Origin of the sequence: Synechococcus sp. W60.1 (assembly GCF_047461575.1) — a bacterium.
Classification (GTDB): Bacteria; Cyanobacteriota; Cyanobacteriia; order Thermostichales; family Thermostichaceae; genus Thermostichus.
Window position 1 is genome coordinate 154,924 of the sequence record NZ_JANSHL010000001.1, and the last position, 15,324, is coordinate 170,247.

General features: G+C 60.2%; 13 protein-coding genes. 7 read left to right on the forward strand and 6 right to left on the reverse strand.

From position 1 onward, the window contains the following. Positions 1 to 61: 61 nt before the first annotated feature. The 3 genes from NW805_RS00700 to NW805_RS00710 form a co-directional block, all read right to left on the reverse strand. Positions 62 to 1,921: an ABC transporter substrate-binding protein gene (locus NW805_RS00700; RefSeq protein ID WP_414421326.1), complete on the reverse strand. Its 1,860-nt coding sequence runs from the start codon at positions 1,919 to 1,921 to the stop codon at positions 62 to 64. A 171-nt stretch (positions 1,922 to 2,092) separates the two neighbouring features. Continuing rightward, a complete protein-coding gene (gene ispF, locus NW805_RS00705; RefSeq protein WP_414413836.1) occupies positions 2,093 to 2,602 on the reverse strand; it encodes a 2-C-methyl-D-erythritol 2,4-cyclodiphosphate synthase in 510 nt (169 codons plus the stop codon). Positions 2,603 to 2,966: 364 nt separating this feature from the next. Then, positions 2,967 to 3,260 (reverse strand): TIGR02450 family Trp-rich protein, encoded by a 294-nt coding sequence (locus NW805_RS00710; protein WP_414329949.1) that lies wholly within the window; start codon positions 3,258 to 3,260, stop codon positions 2,967 to 2,969. A gap of 225 nt (positions 3,261 to 3,485) precedes the next feature. Between NW805_RS00710 and NW805_RS00715 the strand changes: the two genes are divergently transcribed. Beyond that, positions 3,486 to 3,836 (forward strand): hypothetical protein, encoded by a 351-nt coding sequence (locus tag NW805_RS00715; RefSeq protein ID WP_414329946.1) that lies wholly within the window; start codon positions 3,486 to 3,488, stop codon positions 3,834 to 3,836. 80 nt (positions 3,837 to 3,916) lie between these two features. Here NW805_RS00715 and NW805_RS00720 read toward each other — a convergent pair whose 3' ends face one another. Then, positions 3,917 to 5,227 (reverse strand): UbiH/UbiF/VisC/COQ6 family ubiquinone biosynthesis hydroxylase, encoded by a 1,311-nt coding sequence (locus NW805_RS00720; protein ID WP_414421327.1) that lies wholly within the window; start codon positions 5,225 to 5,227, stop codon positions 3,917 to 3,919. A gap of 323 nt (positions 5,228 to 5,550) precedes the next feature. Between NW805_RS00720 and NW805_RS00725 the strand changes: the two genes are divergently transcribed. The 4 genes from NW805_RS00725 (at position 5,551) to recN (ending at position 11,569) form a co-directional block, all read left to right on the forward strand. Further along, entirely contained in the window at positions 5,551 to 6,903 is a 1,353-nt protein-coding gene (locus tag NW805_RS00725; protein ID WP_414421328.1) for a TldD/PmbA family protein, read from the forward strand. Between the two features lie 152 nt (positions 6,904 to 7,055). Next, positions 7,056 to 8,444, forward strand: a complete 1,389-nt coding sequence (locus NW805_RS00730) for a glutamate-cysteine ligase family protein (protein ID WP_414421329.1) — start codon at positions 7,056 to 7,058, stop codon at positions 8,442 to 8,444. Between the two features lie 207 nt (positions 8,445 to 8,651). Continuing rightward, positions 8,652 to 9,668 carry a M14 family metallopeptidase gene (locus tag NW805_RS00735; protein WP_414421330.1) on the forward strand — a complete coding sequence of 339 codons (1,017 nt, stop codon included), beginning with the start codon at positions 8,652 to 8,654 and terminating at the stop codon, positions 9,666 to 9,668. 194 nt (positions 9,669 to 9,862) lie between these two features. After that, positions 9,863 to 11,569 (forward strand): DNA repair protein RecN, encoded by a 1,707-nt coding sequence (gene recN / locus NW805_RS00740; RefSeq protein WP_414421331.1) that lies wholly within the window; start codon positions 9,863 to 9,865, stop codon positions 11,567 to 11,569. A 35-nt stretch (positions 11,570 to 11,604) separates the two neighbouring features. Here recN and NW805_RS00745 read toward each other — a convergent pair whose 3' ends face one another. Then, positions 11,605 to 12,312 carry an ABC transporter ATP-binding protein gene (locus tag NW805_RS00745; protein WP_414373833.1) on the reverse strand — a complete coding sequence of 236 codons (708 nt, stop codon included), beginning with the start codon at positions 12,310 to 12,312 and terminating at the stop codon, positions 11,605 to 11,607. Next, on the reverse strand, positions 12,309 to 13,127 hold the full coding sequence (locus tag NW805_RS00750; RefSeq protein ID WP_414382094.1) for an ABC transporter ATP-binding protein: 819 nt from the start codon (positions 13,125 to 13,127) through the stop codon (positions 12,309 to 12,311). The genes NW805_RS00745 and NW805_RS00750 overlap by 4 nt, the downstream gene beginning before the upstream one ends. Before the next feature lie 319 nt (positions 13,128 to 13,446). Between NW805_RS00750 and NW805_RS00755 the strand changes: the two genes are divergently transcribed. Both NW805_RS00755 and NW805_RS00760 read left to right on the forward strand, forming a co-directional pair. Further along, the gene (locus tag NW805_RS00755) at positions 13,447 to 14,700 is read left to right on the forward strand and encodes an ABC transporter substrate-binding protein (protein ID WP_414421332.1); all 1,254 of its coding nucleotides are present in this window, start codon (positions 13,447 to 13,449) and stop codon (positions 14,698 to 14,700) included. A gap of 249 nt (positions 14,701 to 14,949) precedes the next feature. Next, a complete protein-coding gene (locus NW805_RS00760; protein WP_011432412.1) occupies positions 14,950 to 15,294 on the forward strand; it encodes a hypothetical protein in 345 nt (114 codons plus the stop codon). Positions 15,295 to 15,324: the final 30 nt, after the last annotated feature.

Sequence of the window (15,324 nt, forward strand, 5' to 3'; positions counted from 1 at the left end):
ACACAACTCAACAGTTCAGACAGCCTCTCCCTATCCCACATCGCCCACATCATCAGAAGTTCTACTCTTGAATGTAGAGCTGATCCAAATTCCACAATGGCCCCAGAATGGGTCGGGGATCCACCCCTTGAATGCGGTTGCGCAGGGCTGAGAGAACCAGGGGGTTGAAAGTGCCAATTTGGGGCAGCTGTTCCTGGATGATGATTTGAAACCGGTCGTAGAGGGCCTTGCGCTTTTCAAAGTCTAGCTCCCGCACCCCTTCGATAAAGATGCGGTCGATCTCCCGTTCCCAATCGCTGACCTCAACCCCTTCTGCCGGGTTGCCGGGCAAATCTCCCAGATTAAAGAGGTGCAAACGGCCGTCGCTGCGCCAGATGTTGGAGCCGTTGTTGGGCTCGGTGCCGCCGCCACCAAAGCCCAGCAGCAGGGTTTCCCAGTCGCGGCTATCGGTGCGCTGCACCAGGGTGTTGAAGGCGATGGGGGTAAAATCAACGGTGATGCCGATCCGCTCCAGATCAGCTTTGATCAACGCGCCGGTGGCCTCCCGCTGATTGTTGCCGGCGTTGGTGAGCAAGGTGAAACGGACACGGTTGCCCTCGGAATCCCGCAGGTGGCCCTCAGCATCATAGGTGTATCCGGCATCGAGGAGCAGTTGCCGCGCTTTTTCAGGGTTGTAGTCGTAGGTGGGCAAGCCCTCTTCAGGGCTGAGGTAGAAGGGGCTGGCGGGGGAGAAGACCGAGTGCTGGATCTGGCCCAACCCTTGCAGGACGCTATCGACGTAAAACTGCCGGTTCATGGCGTGGGCTACCGCCCGGCGGAAGTTCAAATCGTTAAACCAGCGGCTTTTGACGGGATCCACAAAAGGCCGCCCGGTCTGGGGGTTACGGGCGCGGCTGAGGTTGAAGGCAAAGAAACTGTTGTTCAATGTCTGGCCGAGATTGTAGATGGTGAACTGATCCCGTTCCTCTTCCCGCTTCAAGAGCTGAAAATCTCTCCCCCGCACCGAAAACACGTCGGTCTCGCCGGAGCGAAACTGCAGCAGCGCGGTGTCCTCTGAGTCCACAATGCGCAGGATTACCCGTTCAATGCGCGGGATCCCTTCCCCTTTCCAGTAATAGGGGTTGGGCCGGTACACCAGCCGCTGGCCGGGGGTGTATTCCTGCAAGATATAGGGGCCGGCCCCCACCAACTCCTGCACCGGCGTGTCGATACCCCAGGTTTGCAAGAAAAGGGGGTTGCCCTGGCTGTCCACCTGCTCGACGGTGGGCTCGAGGATGTGCTTGGGCAAAATGGGGGATCCGGCCTGCAGCAGAAAGGGAGCGAAGGGCTCCGGTAAAACAAACTCAATCCGCCGCTCGTCCAGCGCCCGCACCTGAGGCAATGCTCCGGCTTCTCCAATTCGCTTCACATCCCGCGCAGAAGTCGGGATCCGCTCGTTGAAGATGATGCGGTTAAAGGTAAAGTCCACATCTGCTGCTGTCAGAGGCTCTCCATCCGACCAGCGCAGCCCTTCCCGCAAGGTAAAGACATAGCGCAAGCCGTCCTCAGACACTTCCCAGCCTTCCGCCAGCTCCGGTTTGGGCAAGAGGGTATCCTCATCTAAGGTGACCAAGCCCGCCTCCAGGTAGGCGATGGCGTCGCGGCTGGAGCTTTCGGCGGCCAAATAGGTGTTGAAGGTTTTGGGATCTGAAGTCACTGTGGCGATCAAATGGGGCGGGCGGGCAGGGGCAGCACAGGCACCAAGCCAGAGCAGGAGGATCCCTAGTAGAGAGACAAAAAGGTTCCTCCTGAGTCGGTTTGCCGAGGTGTTGTTTTGGCCCGCCATTTCTTTTGCCAAGTCGTTGTTCCAAGCAAGTTTGGGACGGCTCGCCCGCATCCCGCGCCCTGTGGCCCAAGCGCTCCGCGCTGCTGAGGCCCTCACCCCCAGCCCTTCTCCTAGAGGAGTAGCCCCCCTCCCGGCCCCTTTCCCAGAGGGAAAATTGGGGATCCAGGTAATGGGTGGTTTGACTGCGACTTGGGCAGATTCTGCGTTTTTGAGGGAGCGATTGCTTGCCAGTTTGGCAGCTCAGGCAGTGGGGTGACCAGGTTCTTTTCAGATTCTGATGGGAAGGTCAGAGGAAGCTTGTCCTCTCTGTTCCAGCAACAGGGCTACTGCGAAGGCAGCAATGGCCTCTCCCTGACCTATGGGGCCCAGTTTTTCGTTAGTAGTAGCCTTGACCCCCACTTGCTTGGGGGAGATCTGCATCGCCTCTGCCAGGCGGGCCTGCATGGCGGGGATGTGAGGTTTGAGCTTGGGCTGCTCCGCCACCACCACACTGTCCACATTGACAATTCGCCAGCCTTCTTGGCTCACCAGTTGCACCACTTGCTGCAATAGAAGGATGCTATCGGCCCCTTTCCAACGCTCTTCTTCAGGGGGGAAGTAGTAGCCAATATCCCGCAGAGCGGCAGCCCCCAGGAGAGCATCCATGATGGCGTGGGTGAGGACATCAGCGTCGCTATGACCCAATAGCCCCTTTTCGTAAGGGATCCGGATCCCGCCCAGGATCAGGGGGCGCCCCTCGACGAGGCGGTGGATGTCGTAGCCCTGGCCAATGCGCACTTTTCCGGCTCCCTTGGGAAAACCATCGAGACCCTTGTCGACCATCGCCCCCTCCGAGGAGCTAGGGGGATGGGAGTCGAGTAACCGACAAGCAGCTTTTGAGAACGCCTCTTTCTATTCTGCCGGCTCCAGAGGGGAATAGCAGATGGGACAAGACGAACCACTGTAGCAGTCGAAGCAGATGAGGTGAGACTTCCCGTAGGGATTGGCGCAGCGCTTGGCCCACTGATAATCGCTGTAGCTAAGATCTTTTCCGCAAACGTCACATCTGGCCATCCCGCTTTCTTCTCCTCAAGCTTCTGAATTAAAACACCACACTAGAGAGATGATCCTAATCGATCCCTGAGCCCCAGCTTGAGAGAAACTATCCCCCAGCCCTGTCCAGAAGGGGATCCTGCCGCCCACAGGGGATCCCGTCTTCGAGAGGCGTCCAGCCCGGCTGCCAAAGATCCCGGTTCTTCAGGGTGGCCGCGTTGACCCAGAGGCGCACCTGGGGATCGCAGACGGCTCTGAGCTCGGCAAACACCAGCCCTCCTTCCCCTTGTTGGCGAGCGGTGACCTGAAAATGTCGCCAACCCAGAACAGGCTGAACGGAAGTCCATTTGGAGCCGAGGAGATGCGGGAAAGGCTGTTTCCGACGGGGTTTGTTGCGAGCCACGGGACGGAGGGTGCGAGCGGGTAAGGGATGAAAGGGACCCACCTTTCCGGCCATTCCTGAGGACGGCAGCGGGGATCGAGGGGAGCGGCAAAGCCAGCCGAGATCCTGAGTTTCCCTCAGATCCGCCTGTGATCGGTATGATCGAGGGGATCCCTTTCCACTCCAGCCTATCCAACCATGGAGCAGCACCGGCAACGGCTTCAGTTCTCTTTCTGGCAGGCAGTCTTGAAGGGGGGCCTTCTGTTTCTGATCCTGGCTGGCCTAATCTTGGGAACAGGCCTGCCCTTGGGAGCGGCAACCGGCCCCACTTTGTCCGGCAAACTTACGGGGCCAGAGTGGCGACAAGCAGACCCGGAGGCCAAGCAGGACTTTTGTCGCAAAGCCTTTCAAGCGTTTCGCGCCTCTCCTTCCCAGAGCTACATCATCAGCTCCAATGTGCAGGCTTTGACCCCAGAAGGTTTGTGTCGGCGCTTGGATCAGTTTTATCAATATGCCGTCAACGACGAGATCCCGATCAACCAGGCGGCCAATATTGCCCCATTGCTGTTTTCAGACTTACCCCTGGAGCAGCCTTGATCCCTGTGGAGCGCTTGGTCTGCTGGGGACAAAGGCGGCGGGCGAGGATCTGGGCCCAGCTCTCAACAGTTTGGCCGGATCTAGACAGGCGTAGCCAGAGGTTCCGGGGGTGCAGGGAAAGGGAGCTGCTGCAGTTGGGGTTGGTGGGGGCGGATCCCCATTGCTTGGCGCATCAAAGCAGGCTTGAGCAGCGGCAAAACCTCCAGTCCCCACAGGCCCAGGCGACGCAAGACCAGCAACGGCCAGCTTCGGTTGGAAAAGAGGCGATTGGCAGCATCGGTTGCAAAAAGAACCAGCGCATTTTCTGGGCGGCGACAGCGCTCGTAGGCTTTTAACAAAGCCGGATCGCCGGGATCCCGGCCCGCCATTTTGGCTTCGATCAACAGGGCAGCCAAGGCCGCCACATCCCGCATGCCCAGATTCGCTCCCTGCCCCCCCAGCGGATGGGTGGTATGGGCAGCATCCCCCACCAAAGCCAGCCGGGATCCGATATAGGTTTGGGCATGGGCCCGCTGTGGCTCATAACAGGCTCTGGGAGAGGCCGCCAGCAAGGCTCCCAACTGGGATCCAAACCAAGGCCGGATGGCCTGCAGAAACTCAGCCTCAGATAAGCCCATCAGCCAATCTCGATCCGCTTGGCGAACTGTCCAGACGACACAACTGCGATGGGGATCGGAGGTGGGCAAAATGGCGAAGGGACCGCTGACCTGAAAGCGCTCGTAGGCCACCTGCCGGTGAGGATGCTCATGGGTGAGGGTGGAAACGATGCACACCTGTCCATAGCCCCAGCGGGATAACGGGATCCCAGCCTGTTCCCGCAGCCGCGAACGGGCCCCATCTGCAACCACCAGCAGAGCAGCTCGCAGAGTTTGCCGGGATCCCTCCTGGGCCAGCTCTACCCGAATGTGATCTGCTGCAGGGGAGAAACTTTGCACCTGGGCGGGGCTGAAAAGCGTTACCGAAGGGCACTCGCGAATGCGCTGCAACAGGGCCTTTTGGGTGATTTGATTTTCCACGACGTAGCCCAGCGCCGGCGCTTGGAGCGTTTCGCGGCACAACTGAGCCATCCAGGGGCTTTCCCCATCAGAGACCTGAATGCGGTGAATGGGAGAAACTCCCCAGGCCTCCATAAGGGGCCATACCCCAATCCGCTGCAGAATACGAGCTGTCCCCAGAGCCAAAGCGCTGGCTCGGCCATCCGCCCCCACCCCCTGCGAGAGATCCCGCCCCTCGATCAGCCCAACACGGATTCCGGCCTGGCCCAAAGCGGCTGCTAAGGTGGATCCCACCATCCCAGCTCCGGCAATCACCACTTCAAAATCCAGTCGCCTCGGCTTGGCTGCTGTCGGAGCAATGGCTAGGGGAGCAGCGGAAGTGGGCAAAAGGCTCATGGGCACTCACGGCAAGTAGGCTTAACTTCCATTCTAGGGTTCCTGCACCTGGCAGGCCGCTAAGGACGAGCGGCAAGTGGGGTCAAAGCGCCACGAGGGATCCCTTTTGATCTCAGCCCCTTTGTTTGCTGCTGCAGGGTGGAATCCCTGTGGGTAGCTCTCTGCTGATTGTTGCCCAGGGGGAGCGGGCCGGAAGGTGCGCACCAGAGTGACGTTGTTGGACGAAGGGGTGGGTGCTGGGATCCCATGGGCCGCAGGGGGCTGGGAAAGGCATCCCTGAGCCATGGCCGATAATAGGACTGTCCTCTTGCCATCTCACTTTTATGCCCAGCTCCATCATTTCCCCGGAAAACCTGCTGGATCTTTGTGAACAGGGTGTACACAAGGCATTGGCTGCTGGAGCCGACCAGGCAGAAGTGTTTGCCAACTCAGGCCGGGAAACGGAAGTCACTTTTGAGAAAAATGACCTCAACCTGGCCCGCAGCAGCAGCGAGACCCTGTTCGGCATCCGGGTTTTCTGTGGCGGCAGGCTGGGCTTTGCCACCTCCAACCGCCCGGAAGAGTTAGCTGAGACGGCGGCTGAGGCTGTGACCATGGCCAAGGCTTCGCCGGCGGATCCCCTCAACGGGCTGCCGGAGCCCCAACCTTTGCCCCAGGTGCCCTTTGCCCTCGACCCAGGCCTGCTGGAACTGGATGCCGCCGAGCTGACCCAGTTGGGATCCCAATTGCTGGGGTGGGTGCGCTCCAAAGACCCTCGCATCACCATCGACAGCGGCTCCCTCAGCGTGGAGGAAGAGACCCTGGCCATCGCCTCTTCCACCGGCATCCGGGCCAACTACCACAGTGTCGAGGCGGGGGGATCCCTGTTTGGCATGGCCATCGACGGGGACGAGGTGGGCAGCTTTGCCTACGACGGCGACAGTGTGCAGAAGCGGGCCGATCTGGTGCCGGCGCTGGAGCGGGCTTTTGATCGCTTTGTCCAGAAATGCGTGGGCGCGCTGGGGGCTACCGAAGGGGAGAGCTTTCGCGGCCCTATCATTCTCCCTCCAGATGTGGTGGAGGACTTCCTGGGGGATCTCCTCTTTGTCTTGGGGGCAGATGCGGTGCGCAAAGGCAAAAGCCCTCTGGCGCAAAAAATGGGATCCCGGATCGCCAGCCCGTTACTGACACTGGTTTCCGAGGGGCTGGGCTTGCCCGGCTACCCCATTGAGCCCTTTGACCGCGAAGGGATCCCGCGCCAGATTACCCCCCTGATTCATGAAGGGATCCTCTGCAACTTCATGTACAACAGCTACGAGTCCCGCGCTGCTGGCGTTCCCTCCAACGGCCATGCCACAGGGGGAGCAGGCAGCCTGCCGGGAGTAGGGCCGGCTTGCCTGAGGGTGGCCCCAGGGACAACCCCCCTGTCCGAGCTCTACGCGATGGATCGGGGAGTTATCGTCACCCGCCTCTCCGGCAGCAGCAACCCCATTACCGGTGACTTTTCTGGGGTGGTGAAAGGGGGCTTCTTGGTCAAAGGCGGCGAGAAACGCCCCATCCTGGAGACCACCATTGCCGGCAATCTCTACGATTGTTTGCGCAATATCTCCGCCATTTCCCAGGAAGTAACGGTTTTCAACGGCACGGCTGCCTTTCCCGCCCTGCGCATTGAAGATGTATCCATCACTGCGGGCTAAGTAAAGCTAGGGGTGTCGAGATCCCGGCAACAGCGATTAACCTCATTCCCAAAAGCTGCGGAGTTGTTCCCATGGGCCAGGAGATCACCTGCCTCCGTTTTGGTACTGCAGACTTTGCTCAGTTTGCAGCTCGGCTCCAGCAAGAGACGAAGTTGCTCGAGCGCTGGTTGGCCGGTGCGCCGGGGCTGGATCCCGCCTGCCGGCCCTTTGCCCAGGGATCCCCGGTGGGCGGGTTTGAGCTGGAGGCGTGGCTGGTCACCCCTCAGGGGGATCCGGCCCCGATCAACTCAGCCTACCTGGAAGCGGTGAATGATCCGCTGGTGGTGCCGGAACTGGCCCAGTTTAACGTGGAGATCAACAGCCGGCCCCAAGTTTTGACCGGCTTGGCTCTGCGGCAGTTTCAGCAAGAGCTGGGCCAAACGTGGGATCGCTGTTGCCAAGTGGCTGAATACCTGCAGGCGGGGTTGATGATGATTGGCATCTTGCCTACGGTGCAGCAACGGCAATTGACCCTGAAGATGATCTCGCCCCGCAAGCGTTACCTGGCCCTCAACGAGCAGATCCTGAACTTGCACCGGCGTGAGCAATCCCAAGCGATCCCTTCCCTGGGGCTAGATATCGAAGGACCGGCTGGGCGGTTGCGGGTTACCCACCCGGACATCATGCTGGAGGCGGCGACCACCTCCTTTCAAATCCATCTGCAGGTATCCCCCCAACAGGCGGCCCGTTACTTCAACGCTTCCCTGCTCGTGTCAGCCCCCTTGGTGGCGCTGGCGGCCAATTCTCCCTACCTATTCGGGCACGATCTGTGGGCAGAAACCCGCATCCCTTTGTTTGAGCAGGCCCTAGATGGGCCACCCCCCCTTGCCCCCACCCACTGCCCCCGCGTCACCTTCGGGCAAGGCTATGTACAGGGATCCCTGATGGAGCTGTTCTGGGAAAACCTGCATCGCTACCCGGTGGTATTGCCACAAAGGTTAGCCACTTCCCCATCAGAGCTGGCCCATTTGCGCCTCCACAACGGCACCATCTGGCGCTGGAACCGACCCCTGATCGGCTTGGATCCGGTTCCCCACTTGCGCATCGAACAGCGGGTGGCAGCGGCAGGCCCAACCCTACCCGACATGATCGCCAACGCGGCCTTCTACTTTGGCCTGGTGCAAGCCTTGGGATCCCAGCCCGTTTCCCCCGAGCAGGAGCTAAGCTTTGCCCAGTGCCGCGCCAATTTCTACACGGCTGCCCGCTTCGGCCTGGAGGCCCCCATCACTTGGCTCAAGGGTTGGCAGGGATCCCTGCGCCAATTGCTGCTGGAAGAGCTGATCCCCCAAGCAGAGGCGGGTTTGGTTCAACTGGATCTGGCCCCCTCCGATATTCAGGAGTACCTGGGCATTCTCCGCGCCCGGGTGGAGTCGGGGCAGAATGGGGCCACCTGGCAGCGCCGCTACGTGGCTCGGCATGGTAAAGATATGCAACAATTGACCTGTGCCTACTGGGAACGGCAGCGGCAAGGCCAACCGGTACACACCTGGGATCTCAGCTAGGGCTCTCTCCACAGCCGGTTGTACCAGCGGTGGGCCACCGCAGCGGCAGGGTGGACCCTTGCTCAAATTTCGAGCGGGCAGATTCTTGCTCAGAGGGTCTTTCGCGACCCGAGCTACCGCAGCGAAACGGTTCATTTGGACTCCCGCTCCCTCCCACTCTAGGGCCGGAAGCCAGAAGTTTGAATCGAGCCTCTTAGCCCAAACAGCATGCTCACCGTCCTCGATCATTTACCGGATCAACTGCTGGATCTAGAGGCCCATCAGCTTTACGACCGATTGGGTGGGCCAACCCTCATCCATCTGCCGGGGCGACGGGATCCGGCCCTGTTTGTGTCCGTCCTGCTGCACGGCAACGAAACCACCGGTTGGCAGGCGGTGCGGCAGCTCCTCCGCCACCACGCCCAGCGGGAATTGCCCCGTTCTCTTTCCCTTTTCATTGGCAACGTGCAGGCTGCCCGCCACCGGCAACGGCGGCTAGATGGCCAACCGGACTACAACCGCATTTGGGGCTCCGGCTCCACCCCCGAACATGCCATGGCCCAGGCCGTCCTGCAGCAAATGCAGCAGCGGGGCGTTTTTGCCAGCGTCGATATCCACAACAACACGGGCACCAACCCCCACTACGCCTGTGTCAATCACCTGGATGCCCCTACCCTGCACCTGGCCACCCTGTTTGGGCGCACCGTTCTCTATTTCACCAAGCCAGAAGGGGTACAGAGCATGGCCTTCGGGCGCTTCTGCCCGGCGGTGACCCTGGAATGCGGCAAGCCGGATCAGCTCTATGGCACCCAGCATGCCTACGAATTTCTGGAAGCCTGCCTGCACCTGTCGGCGATCCCGCAGCGCCCTGTCCTCAGCCAAGATATCGACCTCTTCCACAGCGTCGCCATTGTCAAAGTCCCGGATCAGGTGAGCTTCAGCTTTGGGGAAGAGAATGGCGACCAAGAGGGATCCCCCTCCCACATCCGCTTCCCGCCGGATTTAGATCTCCTCAATTTTCGGGAGCTTCCCCCCCACACCCCCATTGGCTGGACGAACAACGGCTTCCACCTGGAGGTGCAAGATGAGCAGGGCCAAAATGTGGCGGATCGCTTTTTCTATGCCTGCAACGGAGAAATTCGCACCAGCGTGCCCATCATGCCGGGCATGCTCACCCTCAACAGCCGCATCATCCGCCAAGACTGCCTCTGCTACCTGATGGAGCGCTACCCCCTGGTGGGCTGAGCCGGGCTGCCAATTTCCCCGAGGGGATCCCCAAACCAGAACGGGTGGTGCTCCCCACCCCTGCAATAACAGACTCCCCGCTGGCCGCTGTACCCGTCTGCCGAGGGATGGTGGGTACGCTAACGTGGGACAGAGCGACCCCGCAAGCCCTATCCTGAAAACTGCCAACGGCACGCTGAGCCCACGGGATCCCTATGTTGCGCCTGCTGCGGATCGAGAACTTTGCCCTGATCGAGCAATTGGAGATCCCCTTTCGAGCGGGGCTAAACGTGCTCACCGGAGAAACCGGGGCCGGCAAATCCATCATCCTCGATGCTCTGGATGCAGCTCTAGGAGGTACAGCTCGGGCTCTGCGAACTGGCAGCGAACGAGGTCTGGTGGAAGCGATCTTCAGTCCTAATCCTGAACTGCAAGCCTGGCTAGAACAAGAGCACATCGACCCCCTAGAGGAGGGCCTGGTTTGTAGTCGCGAGCTGGTGTTGCGCAACGGCAAGCTCACCAGTCGCCTGCGGGTTAATGGGGTGCTGGTGAACAAAGCCCAGATGCTCAGCCTGCGGGCCAAATTGGTAGAGATCACCGCCCAGGGGCAAACCGTTCAAATCCAATCTCCCCAAACCCAGCGCCGTTGGCTGGACGATTTTGGCGGCGAAGAGCTGTTGCGAACACGGGCAGAAGTGGCTGCCCTTTACCAAACCTGGAACCATCTGAAAACAGAGGTGGAATCCCGCCGGCAAAACCAACAACTGCGCCTGCAACGGCTAGACCTGCTGGAGTTTCAAGCGCAAGAGCTGGCCGCCCTGCGCCTGGAGGATCCCGACGAAATGGCCAAGCTGGAGCGGGAACGGGAGCGCCTGGCCCACCGCGTGGAACTGCAACAGCAAAGCTACGCAGCTCACCAATTGCTCTATCAAAACGACAGCGGCTCACCGGCCATCGCCGATCTGTTGGGCCAGGTAGAACGGTTGCTCCAGACCATGACCCAGCGGGATCCCGACCTAGCCCCTCTGGCGGAAATGGTCAGCAGCGCTCTCATTCAGGTGGAGGAGGTGGGGCGGGAGCTGGTTCGCTACGGCGAGACGCTGGAGGCAGATCCCGGTCGGTTGAACAAAATTGAACGGCGCTTGGCGCAACTCAGACAAGCCTGCCGCAAATACGGCCCGACCTTGGCCGAGGTGATGGCCCATGCGGAGCGGGTGCAGACGGAGTTGGCCCAACTGCGAGGAGACAACACCGACCTAGAGGAATTGCAGGTGCGGCTGGACAAAGCTGCCCAAGACCTGGAGCGCCATTGCCAGGTGCTCTCTCAACTGCGGCAACAAGCGGCCTGTCAACTGGAAAAGGCCCTCATAGAAGAGCTCAGCCCGCTGGGGATGAGCGCAGTGCAATTCCGGGTGCAGATCCAACCCGGCCCCCCGACAGCAGAGGGGGTGGATCAGGTGAGCTTTTGGATTAGCCCCAACCCGGGTGAGCCTCTTCAACCTTTGGCCAGCATCGCCTCGGGCGGCGAGATGAGCCGTTTTCTGCTGGCCTTGAAAGCCGTATTCAGCCGCATCGATCCGGTGGCCACCATGGTTTTCGACGAGATCGATACCGGCGTGTCGGGCAAAGTGGCGCAAGCCATCGCCACCAAGCTGCACAGCATTGCCCGAGATCACCAGATCCTCTGCGTCACCCACCAACCCCTGATCGCTGCCTTGGCGGATCACCACCTGCGGGTTCACAAGGTGGTGCACCAAAAACGAACTTCTGTGCGGGTGGAGCTTTTGGGAGAACGGGAACGCCGCGAAGAACTGGCCCAACTCACTGCCGGCCACTCCGCCCAAGAAGCGATGACGTTTGTGGAGGCTCTTCTCAACCAAGCAGCTCAACTGCGCAAGCAGCAAATGGCCAGTCCCGCTTGACTCTCCTTCTGGGAAAGGGGAGGGGGGTGAGGGCCTCAACCACCCAAGAACAGCTCCAGCACCTCAGGATTGCTCAGCAGGTTGGGGCCGGTATCCTCAAAGCGGTTTTCTCCCGTGGACAAGACATAGCCCCAGTCCGCCATCTTCAGGGCCTGCTTGGCATTTTGCTCCACCATGAGGATGCTGATGCCGAGACGGTTGATCTCTTGCAGGAGGGCGAAGGTCTGTTCTATGTACAGCGGTGACAGGCCGGCGGTCGGCTCATCCAGCAACAACAACTGCGGCTCCACCATCAACGCTCGCCCTATGGCCAGCATCTGCCGTTGTCCACCCGATAGGGATCCCGCCGCTTGGCGTCGTTTCTCTTTCAGGGGTGGAAACAGCTCATAAACCCGCTCCAGTTGGGCGGCAGGGTTGTCGCGTCGGATGAAGGCCCCCATCTCCAGGTTTTCTTGCACGGTGAGGGAAGGAAAGACATTGTTGGTCTGGGGCACAAAGCCGATTCCCCGCTGCACCAGTTGCTCGGCAGGCAAGTGGGTGATGTCGGATCCCTGAAACAGCACTCGGCCTGAGCGGATGGTGGCCAAGCCAAATAAGGATTTCAGCACTGTCGATTTGCCGGCTCCATTGGGGCCGATGATCACCACCATTTGCCCAGGGTTCACCTTCAGGTGGATCCCTTTGAGGATGTCCACCCCCCGGTAGCCGCTGTAGAGATCTTGGATGTCCAGCAAAGGGGTCATGAGAGGGATCCCTCCGAAGGCAGAGGGGAGGGTTGGGGTGGGTTTAGGGAGTCGGCCAGTGCCACAGATCCCAAATAGGCCTCCCGCACGGCTGGGTTTTGTTTGATCTCCTCCATGGATCCCTGGGTGAGAACCTTGCCGGCAGCCATGACCACCACATGGTCGCAGAGACGGGTCACCAGATCCAGGTCATGCTCGATGATGCAAAAGGTGCAGCCGCGCTCGCGGTTGAGATACTCGATAAAACGCATCAAATCCGCCAGCAGGGTGCGGTTGACGCCGGCCCCCGGTTCATCCAGCAGGATCACCCGTGCATCGGTCATCAAGGTACGTCCCAGTTCCAGGAGTTTTTTTTGCCCGCCGGAAAGGGTGATGGCCAGTTGATCCCGCAGATGGATCAGGTTCAGCCGTTCCAGAACCTCTTCCGCCCGAGCTTGCAGGTTGCGTTCTTGTCGTTGCACCCGCCGCCAACCGAACCAAGTGGCGAACAGGTTTTCCCCTATCTGGTTGGGGGGAACCACCATCAAGTTCTCCAAGACGGTCATGCGGCCAAACTCCCGCGGGATCTGAAAGGTGCGCACCAGCCCTCGACGGAACAGATGGTGAGGGGGCAGGCCGGTGATGTCTTCCCCATCTAGCCAGATGCGCCCGCTGCTGGGCCGAATAAACCCGGCGATGATGTTAAAGAGCGTGGTCTTCCCTGCCCCATTCGGGCCGATCAAGCCCGTAATCCGACCGGTTTCGATGCGGAAGGAACAGTGATCCACCGCGCTAATGCCGCCAAACCGCTTGGAGATGTCGTCGATAACAATCACGCCGCTGCCTTGGGAAAACCCCGCCGACCGATGAGTTCAGTATTTCTCAAAATATAATGAGCCCAATGGCCGAGTTTGCCCATTATCCTTCCTGGATTCCTACAGGGGCAACTGCCTTTGGAGGCCGCAGCCAGCCCTACAGCAGCCAAGGAACGGGCGAGATCCTGAGTCTGGCCCGCCTGTTTCCCGGAGCCATCTTTTTTTGAGGGAGTGGGGAACGCTTTGAGGTGAGCCAACGTCTGACTGCTACGGTTCAACACTTGCTTGACTTTTGGGATCTGAGTTCTACTTTCTCTTCCCTCATAGGAGGTTGTTGGTTATGTCTCCCATGAACAAACTCACCCGACGGGCCTTTGCGGCGGCGGCTGCCCTGACGGCTGCTGCTCTTGCCACCACTCTGCTGCCCAGCACGGCTCAGCAGGCCACTCAGGGGCCGGTCAAAATCGGGGCCTTGATGTCTTTGACAGGAGATTTGCAGGCCTACGGAGAAAATTGCCTCAAGGGCATCAAGTTGGCCCTCGACCAAATCAACGCTGCCGGTGGCATTTTGGGATCCCCTGCCCAAGTGGTCGAAGCGGATGACCAGACGTCGGCTCAGCCGGCTATCGACGCAGCTCAGCGGTTGGTCAACGTGGAGAAGGTGGCCGGCATCATCGGCGCCTTGGGCAGTGGCATCACCATTCCGGTGGCCACGACGGTTTCTGTTCCCAATCGGATCCCGCAAATTTCCCCCGCTTCCACCGCCCCCACCATCACCACCCTGGAGGACAACGATTTTCTGTTTCGCACGGTTCCTTCCGACGCCTACCAAGGGGTGGCCTTGGCCCAGATCACCCGTGAAGAGAAGCTGGAGCGCCTGGCCATTATTTACATCAATAACGACTATGGCCAGGGCCTGGCCGACAGCTTTAAGACGGCTTTTGAAAAGCGGGGCGGCACCATCACCAAGTCGGTTCCCTACGAGCCCGGCAAGGCTTCCTATCGCAGTGAGCTGACCCAACTCAAGGAAGGGGATCCCCAGGCGTTGGTGCTGATTGGCTACCCCGAAAACGGCGTGGTCATTTTGCGGCAAGCTTTGGAAGAGGGGCTGTTTGACCGCTTTGTCTTCACCGATGGCATGCGCTCTCCCGATGTGGCAGCCCAGGTGGGAGCCGACAAGCTAGAGGGATCCATCGGCACCTCGCCCCAGGCCCTCACCGACAGCAAGGCCTACCAGACCTTTGCGGACGCCTACAAAGCTGCCTACGGGGAGCTACCTCCCACCCCCTACATTGACACCGCCTATGACGCCGCCTTCCTCTTAGCTTTGGCCATCCAAAAAGCCGGCAGCACCGATGGCACTGCCGTTCGCGATGCCTTGCGCCAAGTGGCCAATCCCCCCGGCACTGAGATCTTGCCCGGCGAGTGGGCTAAGGCGGTAGAGCTGCTGAAGAAAGGGGAAGACATCAACTATACCGGCGCTTCCAGCTCGCTGGACTTCGACGAGAAGGGGGATGTGGCTGGAACCTTTGCCCACTGGACGTTCCAAGGGGGGAAGGTGGTGGATCTGAAGGTGTTTGAGCCGGGGAGCTAATTTCCCCTGGGGCTCCTTAGCGGGGGTCGCTTTCTCCTTCTGAGCTCCATCAAGACAATCCAGACGAGTAAGACGGGCCTGCACAGAGTACCCTCTGCAGGCTTTTTTGTGGGCCTGGGCCGCGCGGCTGTACGTCCCCAGCAGGGATCCCTCCCCATCACGTAGCTTTTTTTGCTTTTTTGCAGCAACTCAGCGGAGGGCAAAGCAGGCTAAAGTGTCGGCATCCTGGCGTCTTGTGGAGAATCCTCGATGTTGTCCACCCAACTCCTCCTCCCCGGAGTGGCAGCTCTGCTCGGCTTCGGGTTTGCTCCAGCCGTCCTGGCTCAGACTTCCCACACCCAGCAGATGGCGATCCTGAACGGCAACGCCACCACCCTGCAAAGCAACGTCCTGCAAAACACCGTCCTGATCCTGCCCAACGTTCCCCCACAACAGTACGCCGACAGTTGGGGCTGGAGGAGCAGCCGCTCTTTGCCTCCCACTCCTGCTCCCATCACCGTCGTCATCCTCAACTCCCAAGTCAACCTAGCTGCCGAGGAAGTCGAGCCGAGGTCTTGCGGCCAGCGCTGTAGGGGATCCCTGCGCCTGCCTTGAGCGGGGGAGGCTGCTTTTTGCACTCCAGAC

Bases quoted from the DNA above. Each gene is read 5' to 3' on its own strand.
- NW805_RS00720 (WP_414421327.1), bottom strand. From the start codon at position 5,227: ATGAGCCTTTTGCCCACTTCCGCTGCTCCCCTAGCCATTGCTCCGACA.
- NW805_RS00725 (WP_414421328.1), top strand. From the start codon at position 5,551: ATGCCCAGCTCCATCATTTCCCCGGAAAACCTGCTGGATCTTTGTGAA.
- NW805_RS00735 (WP_414421330.1), top strand. From the start codon at position 8,652: ATGCTCACCGTCCTCGATCATTTACCGGATCAACTGCTGGATCTAGAG.
- recN (WP_414421331.1), top strand. From the start codon at position 9,863: ATGTTGCGCCTGCTGCGGATCGAGAACTTTGCCCTGATCGAGCAATTG.
- NW805_RS00745 (WP_414373833.1), bottom strand. From the start codon at position 12,312: ATGACCCCTTTGCTGGACATCCAAGATCTCTACAGCGGCTACCGGGGG.
- NW805_RS00755 (WP_414421332.1), top strand. From the start codon at position 13,447: ATGTCTCCCATGAACAAACTCACCCGACGGGCCTTTGCGGCGGCGGCT.
- NW805_RS00760 (WP_011432412.1), top strand. From the start codon at position 14,950: ATGTTGTCCACCCAACTCCTCCTCCCCGGAGTGGCAGCTCTGCTCGGC.